General features: G+C 63.7%; 12 protein-coding genes. 9 read left to right on the forward strand and 3 right to left on the reverse strand.

Annotated elements, in window-relative coordinates; all coding sequences use genetic code 11:
- The 4 genes from BUB39_RS25765 to mmsB form a co-directional block, all read left to right on the forward strand.
- Nucleotides 1–540: substrate-binding domain-containing protein (locus tag BUB39_RS25765; RefSeq protein WP_244540214.1), on the forward strand; the 540-nt coding region annotated here is incomplete at its 5' end.
- Nucleotides 541–822: 282 nt separating this feature from the next.
- A complete protein-coding gene (chvE, locus tag BUB39_RS09765; protein ID WP_073054105.1) occupies nucleotides 823–1,893 on the forward strand; it encodes a multiple monosaccharide ABC transporter substrate-binding protein in 1,071 nt (356 codons plus the stop codon).
- A 105-nt stretch (nucleotides 1,894–1,998) separates the two neighbouring features.
- Complete coding sequence (gene mmsA, locus BUB39_RS09770) at nucleotides 1,999–3,534, forward strand: multiple monosaccharide ABC transporter ATP-binding protein (protein ID WP_073052969.1); 1,536 nt, start codon at nucleotides 1,999–2,001, stop codon at nucleotides 3,532–3,534.
- Nucleotides 3,531–4,820: a multiple monosaccharide ABC transporter permease gene (gene mmsB / locus BUB39_RS09775; RefSeq protein ID WP_210187059.1), complete on the forward strand. Its 1,290-nt coding sequence runs from the start codon at nucleotides 3,531–3,533 to the stop codon at nucleotides 4,818–4,820. The genes mmsA and mmsB overlap by 4 nt, the downstream gene beginning before the upstream one ends.
- Before the next feature lie 45 nt (nucleotides 4,821–4,865).
- Here mmsB and BUB39_RS09780 read toward each other — a convergent pair whose 3' ends face one another.
- Genes BUB39_RS09780 through BUB39_RS09790 form a run of 3 tightly spaced genes read right to left on the reverse strand, consistent with a single transcriptional unit; the run spans nucleotide 4,866 to nucleotide 8,449 of the window.
- Nucleotides 4,866–5,849: a cupin-like domain-containing protein gene (locus tag BUB39_RS09780; protein ID WP_073052971.1), complete on the reverse strand. Its 984-nt coding sequence runs from the start codon at nucleotides 5,847–5,849 to the stop codon at nucleotides 4,866–4,868.
- A 33-nt stretch (nucleotides 5,850–5,882) separates the two neighbouring features.
- Nucleotides 5,883–6,977 carry a GNAT family N-acetyltransferase gene (locus BUB39_RS09785; RefSeq protein WP_073052972.1) on the reverse strand — a complete coding sequence of 365 codons (1,095 nt, stop codon included), beginning with the start codon at nucleotides 6,975–6,977 and terminating at the stop codon, nucleotides 5,883–5,885.
- A gap of 38 nt (nucleotides 6,978–7,015) precedes the next feature.
- Nucleotides 7,016–8,449, reverse strand: a complete 1,434-nt coding sequence (locus BUB39_RS09790) for a lipopolysaccharide biosynthesis protein (RefSeq protein ID WP_073052973.1) — start codon at nucleotides 8,447–8,449, stop codon at nucleotides 7,016–7,018.
- A gap of 151 nt (nucleotides 8,450–8,600) precedes the next feature.
- Here BUB39_RS09790 and BUB39_RS09795 point away from each other — a divergent pair, with 151 nt between their 5' ends.
- The 5 genes from BUB39_RS09795 to BUB39_RS09820 all read left to right on the forward strand — a co-directional run bounded on the left by BUB39_RS09795 (nucleotide 8,601) and on the right by BUB39_RS09820 (nucleotide 12,701).
- A complete protein-coding gene (locus BUB39_RS09795; protein WP_073052974.1) occupies nucleotides 8,601–8,858 on the forward strand; it encodes a sulfurtransferase TusA family protein in 258 nt (85 codons plus the stop codon).
- A 100-nt stretch (nucleotides 8,859–8,958) separates the two neighbouring features.
- On the forward strand, nucleotides 8,959–9,897 hold the full coding sequence (locus tag BUB39_RS09800) for a Gfo/Idh/MocA family protein (RefSeq protein WP_073052975.1): 939 nt from the start codon (nucleotides 8,959–8,961) through the stop codon (nucleotides 9,895–9,897).
- A gap of 580 nt (nucleotides 9,898–10,477) precedes the next feature.
- A complete protein-coding gene (locus BUB39_RS25000) occupies nucleotides 10,478–11,233 on the forward strand; it encodes an extensin-like domain-containing protein (protein WP_073052977.1) in 756 nt (251 codons plus the stop codon).
- Between the two features lie 59 nt (nucleotides 11,234–11,292).
- Nucleotides 11,293–12,126, forward strand: coding sequence for an SDR family oxidoreductase (locus BUB39_RS09815; RefSeq protein WP_073054107.1), 834 nt, complete (start codon nucleotides 11,293–11,295; stop codon nucleotides 12,124–12,126).
- Nucleotides 12,127–12,158: 32 nt separating this feature from the next.
- Nucleotides 12,159–12,701, forward strand: a complete 543-nt coding sequence (locus BUB39_RS09820) for a TspO/MBR family protein (RefSeq protein ID WP_244540215.1) — start codon at nucleotides 12,159–12,161, stop codon at nucleotides 12,699–12,701.
- Nucleotides 12,702–12,762 lie beyond the last annotated feature (61 nt).

The following is a 12,762-nucleotide window of genomic DNA, read 5'->3' on the forward strand; positions in this document are numbered from 1 at the left end:
GCGATGTCGGTCCTGCAGCCGCTGATCGACAACGGCACGATCAAGATCGTGTCCGGCCAGACCGGCATGGACAAGGTCGGTACGCTGCGTTGGCTGGCCGCGACCGCCCAGGCCCGCATGGACAACCTGCTCTCGGCCAACTACTCGGACGGCAAGCGCGTCGACGGCGTTCTCTCGCCTTATGACGGCCTGTCGCGGGGCATCATCGCCTCGCTCCGCGGCGTCGGCTACGGCACCGCCGACCAGCCTTGGCCGATCATCACTGGTCAGGACGCCGAGACCGCCTCGGTCAAGGCGATCATCGCTGGCGAGCAGTATTCGACCGTGTTCAAGGACACGCGCGAACTCGCCAAGTCGACCGTTGAGCTCACCGACACCGTCCTCTCGGGCGGCAAGCCGGCCAATCTCGACACCACCACCTACAATAATGACGTCAAGGTCGTTCCCTCGATCCTGCTGACGCCGCATGAAGTGGACAAGTCGAACTACCAGGCACTCGTCGTCGACTCTGGCTACATCAAGGCCGACGAACTGAAGTAAGCACCAAGGACTAAGGGAGGCTCCGCCAAGGCGGGGCCTCTTTTCTTACCCTAGCCAGTCGTTGCAGGCCTGAATGGACCGAACCCGGCATTGACGATGCGCTTCGTCGATCGCTCACCAGCGATGCCGGTCGGGAAATCCGCGACCGCCAGGATCGGCTTCAGCCAGGGGAACGGGCGGCGCACGAATGCGCCGGCCGTGAAGGTCGAAGCAAGTTAGCGAATTTGCGTCGTGCAGGCGCCGCTGTCCGGCGCAGGCATCCTCAACCGGGAGAGAAATATCGTGAAGTTTTATAAGGCAGCGATCGGCGCCCTTGCGCTGGGCGTGGCTGCTCTGTCGACGGCCGCTCATGCGGAAGACAAAGGCCTGATCGGCGTGCTGATGCCGAGCAAGACGGTCCAGCGCTGGATCAATGACGGCGACTTCGTCAAGTCGCAGCTCGAGGCGAAGGGTTACACCGTCGACCTTCAGTATGCGCAGGACAACATTCCGAACCAGCTGAGCCAGCTCGAGAACGAGATCACCAAGGGCCCGAAGGCCCTGATCATCGCCTCGATCGACGGCACCACGATGACCGATGCGCTGCAGAAGGCTGCCGATGCCGGCGTCGTCGTGGTCGCCTATGACCGCCTGATCAAGAAGACGCCGAATGTCGATTACTACACGACCTTCGACAATTTCGGCGTCGGCGTCATCCAGGCCAACTCGCTCGTCAAGGGCCTGAAGGAACGCTTCCCCGATACGAAGCCCTGGAATGTCGAGCTGTTCGGCGGTTCGCCCGACGACAACAACGCCTTCTTCTTCTACAACGGCGCGATGTCGGTCCTGCAGCCGCTGATCGACAACGGCACGATCAAGATCAAGTCCGGCCAGACCGGCATGGACAAGGTCGGTACGCTGACATGGCTGGCCGCCACCGCCCAGGCCCGCATGGACAACCTGCTCTCGGCCAACTACTCGGACGGTTCGCGTGTGGACGGCGTTCTGGCGCCGAATGACGGCCTTGCGCGCGGCGTCATCGCCTCGCTCCGCGGCGTCGGCTACGGCACCGCCGACCAGCCCTGGCCGATCATCACTGGCCAGGACGCCGAGACCGCCTCGGTCAAGGCGATCATCGCTGGCGAGCAGTATTCGACCGTGTTCAAGGACACGCGCGAACTGGCCAAGTCGACCGTCGACCTGCTGGATACCGTCCTTTCGGGCGGCACGCCGACCGGCCTCGACACCACGACCTATAACAACGACGTCAAGGTCGTCCCGTCGATCCTGCTGACCCCGGTCGAAGTCGACAAGGCGAACTACGAGAAGCTCGTGGTCGACTCGGGCTACATCAAGGCCGACGAACTCAAGTAATCACGATCCTGAACGGGGGGCTCCGCCACGGCGGTGCCCCCTTCTCGTCGTGCGGGCGAGGCGCTAACGTCTCCGCGCCCGATGCCTTTGCCGGAGCGGCTCTCCATGTCTTCATACATTCTCGAGATGCACGACATCACCAAGACCTTTCCAGGGGTCAAGGCACTGTCGAACGTCAATCTCAAAGTCGAGGAAGGCGAAATTCACGCCATCTGCGGCGAGAACGGTGCCGGTAAGTCGACCCTGATGAAGGTGCTTTCGGGCGTCTATCCGAGCGGCGACTACGAGGGCAAGATCGTCTATCGCGGCGAGGAATGCCACTTCAAGGGCATCCATGACAGCGAGGAAAAAGGCATCGTCATCATCCACCAGGAACTGGCCCTGGTCCCGATGCTGTCGATCGCCGAGAACATCTTTCTCGGCAACGAACATGCGCGCTGGGGCGTCATCAACTGGCACGCCAACGAAGCGCGCACACGGCAGCTGCTGGCCAAGGTTGGCCTCGGCGAAGACCCGAAGACCCTGATCACCAATATCGGCACCGGCAAGCAGCAATTGGTGGAGATCGCCAAAGCGCTCAGCAAGGATGTCGAACTCCTGATCCTCGACGAGCCGACCGCGAGCTTGTCGGAAAAGGACAGCCAGGCCCTGCTCGACCTGCTGCTCGAGTTCAAGCGGCAGGGCATCACGTCGATCATCATTTCGCACAAGCTGAACGAGATCAATCGCGTCGCCGACCATGTCACGGTCATTCGCGACGGCCGGACGATCGAGACGCTTGATCGCAGCCAGATCAGCGAGGACCGGATCATCACCTCGATGGTGGGCCGCTCGCTGGAAGATCGCTATCCGCCGCGTGACCCGCAGATTGGCGAGCCGATCTTCGAGGTGAAGAACTGGTCGGTCTATCATCCGCTGCATGCCGAGCGGCAGGTCATCAAGAATATCGACATCACTGTCCGCAAGGGCGAGGTCGTCGGCATCGCCGGGCTCATGGGCGCAGGGCGCACCGAATTCGCCATGAGCCTGTTCGGACGCAGCTATGGCCGCAAGATCAGCGGCGAGGTGTTCCTGCACGGCAAGGCGATCGACGTCTCGACGGTCGGCAAGGCCGTCGAGCGCGGCCTTGCCTATGTCACCGAGGACCGCAAGGTCTTCGGGCTCAACCTGATCGATACGATCAAGAACAACATCACGATCGCCAATCTGAAGGGCGTCTCGAATGTCGGCGTCATCGACGACCTGAAGGAACTCGACGTCGCCAACGACTATCGGCGGAAGACGAATATCCGCTCGCCGAGCGTGTTTCAGAAGACCGGCAATCTCTCGGGCGGCAACCAGCAAAAGGTCGTGCTGTCGAAATGGCTCTTCTCGAGCCCCGAAGTCCTCATTCTTGACGAGCCGACGCGTGGCATCGACGTCGGCGCGAAATATGAGATTTACACGATCATCGCGCGCCTCGCCGCCGAAGGCCGAGCGATCATCGTCATCTCGTCTGAAATGCCCGAACTCCTTGGAATCTCCGACCGCATCTACGTGATGAACGAGGGCCGCATCGTCGGGGAGATGGCCGCGAGCGACGCCAGCCAGGAGAAGATCATGCGCGCCATCGTGCGCGGAGAAGGAAAAGCTGCATCATGACCGATACTGCACCCACACCGCAGACCGGGGTCGCGCAGGACGTAGCCGGCGGGCCGCGCGTCCCCGTGTCGACCTTCGCATCCAATCTGCGCGAATACGGGCTCGTGCTGGCGCTGATCGCCATCATGGTGTTCTTCCAGTTCACGACCGGCACCCTCTTCAAGCCGGTCAATCTCAGCAATCTCGTCCAGCAGAACAGCTTCATCATCGTGATGGCGCTCGGCATGCTGCTCGTCATCGTCTCCGGCCATATCGACCTCTCCGTCGGATCGGTCGCCGGCTTCATCGGCGCGCTCGCGGCGATGATGATGGTGATCTGGCCGCTGGGCGGCTTCCTCGGCAACCCACTGGTGGTCTCGATCATCTGCCTCCTGATCGGCGGCGCGATCGGCGCGGCGCAAGGTTATTGGATCGCGTATCACCGAATACCGAGCTTCATCGTGACGCTGGCTGGCATGCTGGTCTTCCGCGGTCTCTGCCAGGGTCTCCTCGGCGGCGGTTCTTCGGTCGGCCCCCTGCCGGACAGCTTCAAAGCGCTGAGCTCCGGATTCCTTCCGGAAGTCCTGGGCACCTGGACACTGATTCCCCCGACGGTGAACGCGGCTGGCAAGACGATTTTCGGCAGCGGTGTCACGCTCAACCTGACGACGGTCGTGATCGGCATCATCGCCGTACTCGCTTTTGCGATCTCTGGCGTCAGCGCCCGCCGGACGCGCGAAAAGCATGGCTATGAGGCCGAGCCCTTCGCCCTCTTCGTCGTCAAGACGGTGGTCATTGCGGCGCTGGCTCTGTTCTTCGTGTACCAGTTCGCAGTCTATCGCGGCTTTCCGATCGTCCTCGTGGTGATGGGTATCCTGGTCGGAATATTCGTCTTCATCACGCGGCACACCACCATCGGCCGCCGTGTCTACGCCATGGGCGGCAACATCAAGGCGGCGCAGCTCTCCGGCATCAAGACCGAGCGGCTGACGCTGTTCGTGTTCATCAATATGGGCGTGCTTTCCGCGCTCGGCGGACTGATCATCGCCGCCCGCCTCGGTCAGGCCGTTCCGGCGGCGGGTCTCGGCAGCGAACTCGACGTCATCGCGGCGGTGTTCATCGGCGGCGCCTCCGCAATGGGCGGCGTCGGCCAGGTGATGAGCACCGTCGTCGGCGGCTTCATCATGGGCGTCATGAACAACGGCATGTCGATCATGGGTGTCAATGTTGACTGGCAGCAGGTCGTCAAGGGCCTGGTGCTGCTCGGCGCCGTCATCTTCGACGTCTACAACAAGAACAAGGGCTGAGCCCTATACCCGGGCCGCCGCCGGCGGCTCGGGTCTTCTCTGGGATCAGGTCTTCCCGGCCTTTCCGTAATAGTAATTCGCGGCCCGGCCGAACAAGGCTGTCCGCAGCATCCGCCGCATGGCTTCGCCGCGGCGCAGAGGCTCCAGCGGCAGCCGCGCGATGTCGTACAGCGCCACCTTGACGCCATCGAGCCAGCGGCGCTGCCCAGGCGGAGCCTGTGGTATGCCAAGCCGCCGCAACACGGCGTTGGCGAAATAGAGCTTGTTGAGCCTCCGGCCCTCGGGCGTCTTCCAGGTGATCGCCATCGAGATCGACCAGTCGTCGCCGGTCTCGACCCAATGCGGCCAGGTGTAGGGCAGAAACATGCCATCCCCCGCCTTGAAGGCGAACACCTGTTCGCGGCTCGCATAGTGATCCCGGAAGCGGTGGTTGCGATGCTTGCCCGGGAAGGTCTCGAGACCCTCTTCGTCTATGATCGAACGGTCGCGGTTGTCGAACACATGCATCGCTTTGTCGCCATGCAACTGGACGAAGAGGTTCTCCTCATAGTCGAGATGGAATGGCGTCACGGCATGAGCCGAGGAGACGAAGATGAAGCCCATCGGCTCCGTCATTCCCGCGCTCCTGCGGTCCCGATGACCTGACGCACGGGCGGCCTCATCAAGTACCGCTTCGACGACGCGTCCATATTCGGGAATCGTCTCGACATTTTTCAGGACCATCCAGGCCCCAGCCGTCTCGATCTGACGCACGATCTCGGTCGGCTCCAGATCGACGCCTGGCGTCTCTTCCGGCTTCTGATCGACCTTGAGACGTCCCGAGTTATATTCGAGCCGGTCGCGCGGCATCCCCGCCGCAAGCTGCGCGAGCGCGTCAAGCTGCAACAGCGGGTGCGCTGCCAGGAAATGGCGGTAGGCAAAGGGTTCGGCGGGGAAGCTGCGCGCCATCTTGCCGGGATCGAGCGCGATCAGGCGCGCTTCACCCGAGCCATTTTGTGTCTCCGCACGCGTGGCAACGAATGCTGTCATCCCATGCACTCCCCTGCTTGCCTTCGCGGCCGGTCACGACCGCCGGATCAAGGCACGCAGGTCAGTACGCGCCCCCAGCTCCGTTTCCGCAAGAAGGACGCCAAGAGAGAAGAACCGCCCGCCACCGATTGGTCCTATGGTTAAGGTGCCGACCGCCTGACGCTCCGGCCACAGCCTGTCGATCATCGGATGACCGGCGCTGGCGAGTGAATCGACGATCTTGAGGGCTGGATCGGCGGTGAAGGCCTCGGAGGCGGCGAGCATGACCTGCACGCCGGGGGAGAAGCGGCCGAGGCTTTCGTCATGCGCGATCTTCCACGTCACCATCGTTCCGCCGCTGCGAAACGACGTCAACATGGCAGCAGGCCGTCCATCGACGGCAAGTGTATCGATCCGTATCTGCCCGGGCTCCGCCGCGGCAACGACCGCGCGGACGAAGGCGAGCGCCTCGCCCTTCATCGCCAGAGCAGTGCCGCGCGTGCCCTTCCAGCCGCTCTGCTCAAGAGCTAGGAACGCATCGAGCGCCACCATGAGACCCGGCCCGGCTGTCACCGTCGAGAAGGTCACCGAGCCGCTATCGCCGAGCCGGCGCAGTTGGCGGCCGAGTTCTTTACGGGTCTTAGCCGGTAAGGACGCCCGGACTCCGCCTTCGAGAGAGCCGGGATGCAGAACCGCCCGACGATGCTCACCAATGATCCGCACTGGCCGTCCAGAGGCTTCGGCGTGCCGCCGGAGCGCCTCTGCCGCGACACCGCCGAGCGGCAGATCGGGGAATACCAGGATCCGCCGGCCCGACCTTTTACCGTCCATCGCCGCGACGAGGCGAGCGACCGCGAATTCGGGATCGTCGGGATCGATCAGCGGCGTGCCGAGCGGGCCGTAGAGGTGCGTCCAGACACCAACGGCCGGTGCGATGCGACCGAGCCGCATCGCCGCCACCGGCGCCAGAGCCGCGAGACGGCCCGTCTCGCCCGTCGGCGCGAGAATGGCGACAGAAGTCGCGGCCAATGTGTCGAGCGCGGACCGAAGGACCGTCGGCGCGAAGAAGGGATTGGCGTCCGGCGATAAATTCGCGAGGTCGCGCCAGCCTTCCTCTATTTCGGACGGAACGTTTGGACGTTGCGACACGCTCGAAGAGGCAGTTCTATCCGCCGGTCCGCCCCGGCTCACCGCGCCTCTCCGTCACGAAGGACGATCGAGGAGCCGGGGACGAGGACATGCACGATCGAGCAGCGCAGCCGCATGCGCCAGCGAACCGCGAGATAGACGGCGATCGACTCGACCGCCAGCGCTGTCGTCGTTGCGATCGCCGCGCCCTCGAGGCCGAAATGCGGGATCAGCGAGTAGTTCAAAACCAGATTGACCAGGAACGTCGCGGCATAGACGGCGGCGCATATGCGCTGCTCGCCCGCCATGGTGAGGATGCTCTCGGCCGGACCGATCGATGCGCGAAAGAGGAGCCCGATCGAGAAGATAAAGAGCAGTCCATAGCCGGCGGTGAAGCTCGGGCCGAAAAACGACAGCAGCAGGCGGCCTGCGACGAGCAGGACGATAACGGCGCCGACAGACGGCCAGAAAGTCCAGTGCAGCGAATCCCGCACCACCGCCTCGAAGCGGGCACGGTCTCCGGCCGCATAATATTGCGAGAAGCGGGGCATCAGCGCGGCACGGACGGCAAAATAGACAAAGTGAACCAGCGCCAATGTCTTTACCGCCGCGAAATAGACGGCGACCTCTTCCGGCGGCCGCAGTTGGCCAACGATCAGGATGTCGACATTGGTCAGGAGATTGAAGAAGCCTTCGACCAGAAAGATCGGCAGGGCGATGGTGATCCAGGTGAGCGACTTGAAGCGCCTGATACCATCTGGCACCACCTTTGCGGTGCGGCGGCGTATCGCCAGCATCTGCCACAGACCGGTGGCATAGGTCGCGACGATGGCAGCGGCCATCGCCGTCGTAGCGTCCGCTGCCGCGCCGAGCCGGATCGTCCCCAAGGTAAAAGCGATGATCAGTATCGGGCGGATGATGAAGGTCGGCCAGAGCGCGAGATCCGGCCAGTTGAAGCCGCGGGCGAGACCATCCTGGATTTCACCCAGCGCCAGCATCGGAATGCAGATCGCCGCAAGATAGAGCGGCATCACGTAATAGCTTGCGATGCGATCGCCGAGCAGCCAGATGCCGAGAAGACCCAGTCCGGCGATGGCCGTGGAGCTGGCGATGCCCTGCAGGCGGCTGCCGAGAATGATGCCGCGCAGGAGTTCCAGCTCGCGCTGTTCGCCATATTCGGGGATGAAGCGGACAATGGCCGTCTGGATGCCGAAGCAGGCGAGGCCGCCGATGATCACGGCGCCGACCCAGACCACGACATAGACGCCATATTCGAAATCGCCCATCCAGCGCGCGAGCAGAACCTGGCTCAGATAGGCGATGAATGCACTGACGATGCGCACGAGGAAGGTCGTGACCGCGATGCGCTGCGTGACGGCCCGCTCGTCCTTGCCGGTGACGAGCGCATCGATGCCGGCGGCCAGCCCCTTGAGCGGCTTCTTCAGCGGGGCGGGGGCCCAGCGCTCGACCATGCCAGCGAAGGAAAGGCGCAACGGAAGCCGGCTCCTCGTCAATCATCGGCCGCCGAGCGGGGATCGGCGGGCGCTGGAGTCTCTACAAGTTTCTGCTTTAAGAAAGCGTTGGTCGGAGCGCTCAGCGCCAGCCGAACCGGCAGCGTTGCTAAGATAGCGTAAAGGGCGGGATATGACGGAGGGAATATCGGAGCTCGATGCCATCGGTCTCGACTGTCCCTTGCCGGTGCTGAAGGCGCGCAAGCGGCTTTCGTCGATGCAGCCCGGCGAACGCCTTGCCATTCTCGCCAGTGACCCGATGGCGGCGATCGACATGCCCCATCTCTGTCATCAGGACGGACATGCCCTGATCGAGCGCACGGAGAGCGAGGCGAACGGCGTACGAATCCTTTGTTTCATCGTGGAGCGCGGGCAGAACCGCCCCGCTTGATCTCGACCCCTGCCGCTATTGCGCATAGTTTCGGGCGAAAGCCGGCGCCGCCGGTCAGGACCATGACAAAGCGGGCCGTCGCCGACGGCGCGGAGGGGATATGACAAGACGAAAGATCGCCATCATCGGGCTCGGCAAGATTGCGCAGGACCAGCACCTGCCGGTTGTCGACAAGAACCCGGCTTTCGAACTGGTGGCGGTAACGAGCCAGCGCGGTATCACCCATCGTGGCCTGCCGACCTTCAAGACACCGGCTGAAATGTACAAGGCGATTCCCGATATCGACGCGGTCGCCATCTGCACGCCGCCGGATGTACGTCATGCGATCGCCATCGAAGCGCTCGATGCCGGCAAGGACGTGCTGCTCGAAAAGCCAACCGCCGCGACCCTCGCCGAGGCGGCGGATATCGAGGCGCATGCGCAGAGGCGCGGCCGCGTCATCTTCGCCACCTGGCATTCGCAGTATAATCCGGCAGTCGAGGAGGCGCGGTCCATTCTCGCCGGCGCTGGCGTGAAGTCGCTCAAGATTTCCTGGCGCGAGGATGTGCGCAAATGGCATCCAGGCCAGGACTGGGTATGGGAGCCCGGCGGCTTCGGCGTGTTCGATCCCGGCATCAATGCTTTGTCGATCTTCGTGCGCATTTTGCCGGTGACGCCCTTCGTCAAGAGCGCCGAGCTGACCTACCCGGCCAATCGGCAGACGCCGATCGGCGTTCAGATCGTCTTTTCGAGCACGGATCCGGATGGGCCTGCGCTTGCCGCGGACTTCGACTGGCGCGAGCAAGGTGACGAGAAGTGGCATATCGAGATGGAGACGAAGAGCGGCCACAAGCTGCGGCTCTTCCGCGGCGGTGCTTCGCTGAGCGTCGATGGCAACGTCACGGTCGAACAGCCCAGCGAAGAATATGAGCGCATCTATGAGCGCTTCGCCGAACTGCTCGACAACCGGCAGAGTGATTTCGACATCACGCCGCTGCGCCTCGTCGGCGACGCGATGATGATCGGCAAGCGGCTGACCACCGACGCCTTCGACTGGTAAAATTCCTTCGACATTTGAAGCCTAATCCAGCGGGCAACCGATATGCTCCTGCGCCGTTTGCACTAGAGAGCGGCGCGGGAGAGAGCATTTGCAGTGGAAATCGGGCGCCAGGGCTGCCGTCGCATCGGCCATGATGTTTCTGGCAACGTCAGCCGTTGTGCCTCAACCCGCGATAGCCCTGACGCCGGGTGAACTGCTTCAGAAGATCATTCCGCGCGGCCAGCAACCGCAGCCGCACAAGCGCTCGCGCATGAAGGCACAGTCAAAACCGGCGCCGGCGCCCCCGAAGCCGCCTCTGCCGGCGTCAAAGCCCGACACCGGCTCTGCGCCGGCATCACCTGAGTCGCCAGCGAAAGAGACGAAGCCGGCGACGTCCGAGGCGCCGCCGTTACCACAGCCTTCGCCGGTTCCTGAGGCCGAGCAAGCTTCTCCCGCCGCGGCACCCGATCGGGAGCCGCTTCCCGAAACACCGCCAAAGCCGACGCCAGAGCCGAAGGCGGCACCATTGCCCGAACCGAGCCCGCCGCCGCCCGCGCCGCCCGCGCCTGCCACCGAGTCGACGATTCCGCCGACGCCGCCATTGGCCGAGCCCACCCCGCCAGCCGGCACCGTCATTCCTCCGGCGGATGCGCTTGGCCCGGTCATCCCACCCGTGCAGCCGTCGATTCGACCGCCCACCCCGCCGGTGCTGGCGACGCCGCCTGCTGCAGAGCCTGCTGCGCCTCTGCCGGAGGAAAAGCCCGAGACGACAGAAAAGGGTCCGCCACGTCAGCAGCCTAGCGCCGCGGAACTCGCCGCGTGCCGCAATGGTCTTGCGAGCCTCGCGATCACGGCCGAGGCAGAGCCACCGCTGTTCGAGGGAGAATGTGGCGCGCCCGATCCCTATAAGGTGACCGGATTTCAGTCAGATGCCGTGACGCTCGTCCCGGCGGCGACGATCGACTGCGGCGCCGCGACAGCACTGACGCACTGGGTCGCCGAAGACGTTCAGTCGGCGGCCAAGGCTGCATTCGGCGCGCCGGTGACCAAGATCGCCGTCGCCGGATCCTACACCTGCCGCGGTCGCAACAATGTGCCGGGTGCCCGACTTTCCGAACATGCCTTCATGAATGCGATCGACATCAGCGGCTTCACGGTTGCCGGTCGGATGATCACCGTTACCGAAACCGAAGGGCAGTCTGCGGCTGACGCAGCCTTCATCACGACCGTGCGCAAAGCTGCCTGCGCCCGCTTTACAACGGTGCTTGGCCCCGGCTCCGACCCGGAACACGCCACGCATCTTCATCTCGATGTGCTGAAGCGTGGCCGCAACGGCGATTACCGCATCTGCGAATAGGCATCGACCGCTTGGCGGCAGAACGGCCCATCCTGTAGCCTCCCGCCATGGCTGAAACCTTGTCTCTCCAACGCTCCATCCTCATCACCGGTGCCTCCTCCGGCATCGGGGAGCACGCCGCCCTGACGCTGAAGGCGCGCGGCTGGCGCGTCTTCGCGACCGCCCGGAAGGACGAGGATCTTGAGCGCCTGAGGGCCGCCGGCATCGAGGCGCATGCCCTCGACTACGAGGATGAGGCTTCGATCGAGCGAACCGCTGAAGCCGTGTTAACAGCGACGGGCGGCCGGCTCGACGCCCTGTTCAACAATGGCGCCTACGGCCAGGTTGGCGCCGTCGAGGATCTCTCGACCGACGTGCTGCGGCGGCAGTTCGAAGTGAATGTCTTCGGCTGGCATACGCTGACGCGGCTCGTGTTGACGGCCATGCGGCGTGCCGGCAGCGGGCGTATCGTGCATTGCTCATCCGTGCTCGGCATCGTCGCTGGCAAGTATCGCGGTGCCTATGTCGGCTCGAAATTCGCATTGGAGGGGCTTGCCGATTCGATGCGGATCGAACTTGCGGGCAGCGGCATCGACGTCGTCCTGATCGAACCCGGCCCGATCGCCACGCGCTTCACCCAGAACGCACTCGCCAATTTTCATGCGACGATCGACATGACCGCCTCGGTGCATCACGCCGGCTATGAGGGGCAATTGGCGCGCCTCACCGGCCAGCGGAAGCCCTCCCGTTTCAAGCTCGGGCCCGAGGCCGTCACAGCGGCGCTGATCCATGCGCTCGAAAGTCCGCGCCCGCGCATCCGCTACCGCGTGACGATGCTGACGAAGCTGGCGGCGATCATGAAGCGCCTGCTGCCGGCGCGATGGCTGGATGCGCTCATCGGACGCAACTCATGACGGGGAACGAACGCTGAAAGCAGGCGTTTCGGTTGCTGGTTCGTCAGTTTGGTGTCTTGATGTTAGTGAGCTCCCTCGGCGCGAGTCGATTGAACGTGCCCGCAAGTCGATTTCCGATCGTCAGCCTGATCGCTTGTCTTGTCGTCTGCTTCGCTGCCGCAGCCATTGGCTCGGCGGCGACACTTCCGTCGATTCCGATCTGGTATGAGGGGCTCGCGAAGCCCGACTTCAACCCGCCGAACTGGCTGTTCGGGCCAGTCTGGACAATTCTCTACGCTCTAATGGCTGTCGCGCTTTGGCGCGTGGTGAACAATTCCGCCGGGGCCACCCGTCGTCGCGCCGTCGCCATCTTCTCGGTCCAGCTCATCCTCAACGCGGCTTGGTCGGTGGTGTTCTTCGGCCTGCATTCGATCACCGGCGGCCTCATCACTATCGCACTGCTCGACGTCGCGATCCTGGCTACGATCGCGCAGTTCGGCCGTATCGACCGGCTGGCAGGCTGGTTGCTTGTGCCCTATGTCATCTGGGTGAGCTTTGCCGCCCTGCTGAACCTCGCGATCTTCATTTTGAACTGACCCGATTGGTATGTCGGCGGCGGCGCAGCTAGAGTGGCGCGCGTCGCGCAGACTGCAATTG

The organism is Kaistia soli DSM 19436 (genome assembly GCF_900129325.1).
Taxonomy (GTDB): domain Bacteria; phylum Pseudomonadota; class Alphaproteobacteria; order Rhizobiales; family Kaistiaceae; genus Kaistia; species Kaistia soli.

Bases quoted from the DNA above. Each gene is read 5' to 3' on its own strand.
- BUB39_RS09795 (WP_073052974.1), top strand. From the start codon at position 8,601: ATGACGGAGGGAATATCGGAGCTCGATGCCATCGGTCTCGACTGTCCC.
- BUB39_RS09800 (WP_073052975.1), top strand. From the start codon at position 8,959: ATGACAAGACGAAAGATCGCCATCATCGGGCTCGGCAAGATTGCGCAG.
- mmsA (WP_073052969.1), top strand. From the start codon at position 1,999: ATGTCTTCATACATTCTCGAGATGCACGACATCACCAAGACCTTTCCA.
- mmsB (WP_210187059.1), top strand. From the start codon at position 3,531: ATGACCGATACTGCACCCACACCGCAGACCGGGGTCGCGCAGGACGTA.
- BUB39_RS09780 (WP_073052971.1), bottom strand. From the start codon at position 5,849: ATGACAGCATTCGTTGCCACGCGTGCGGAGACACAAAATGGCTCGGGT.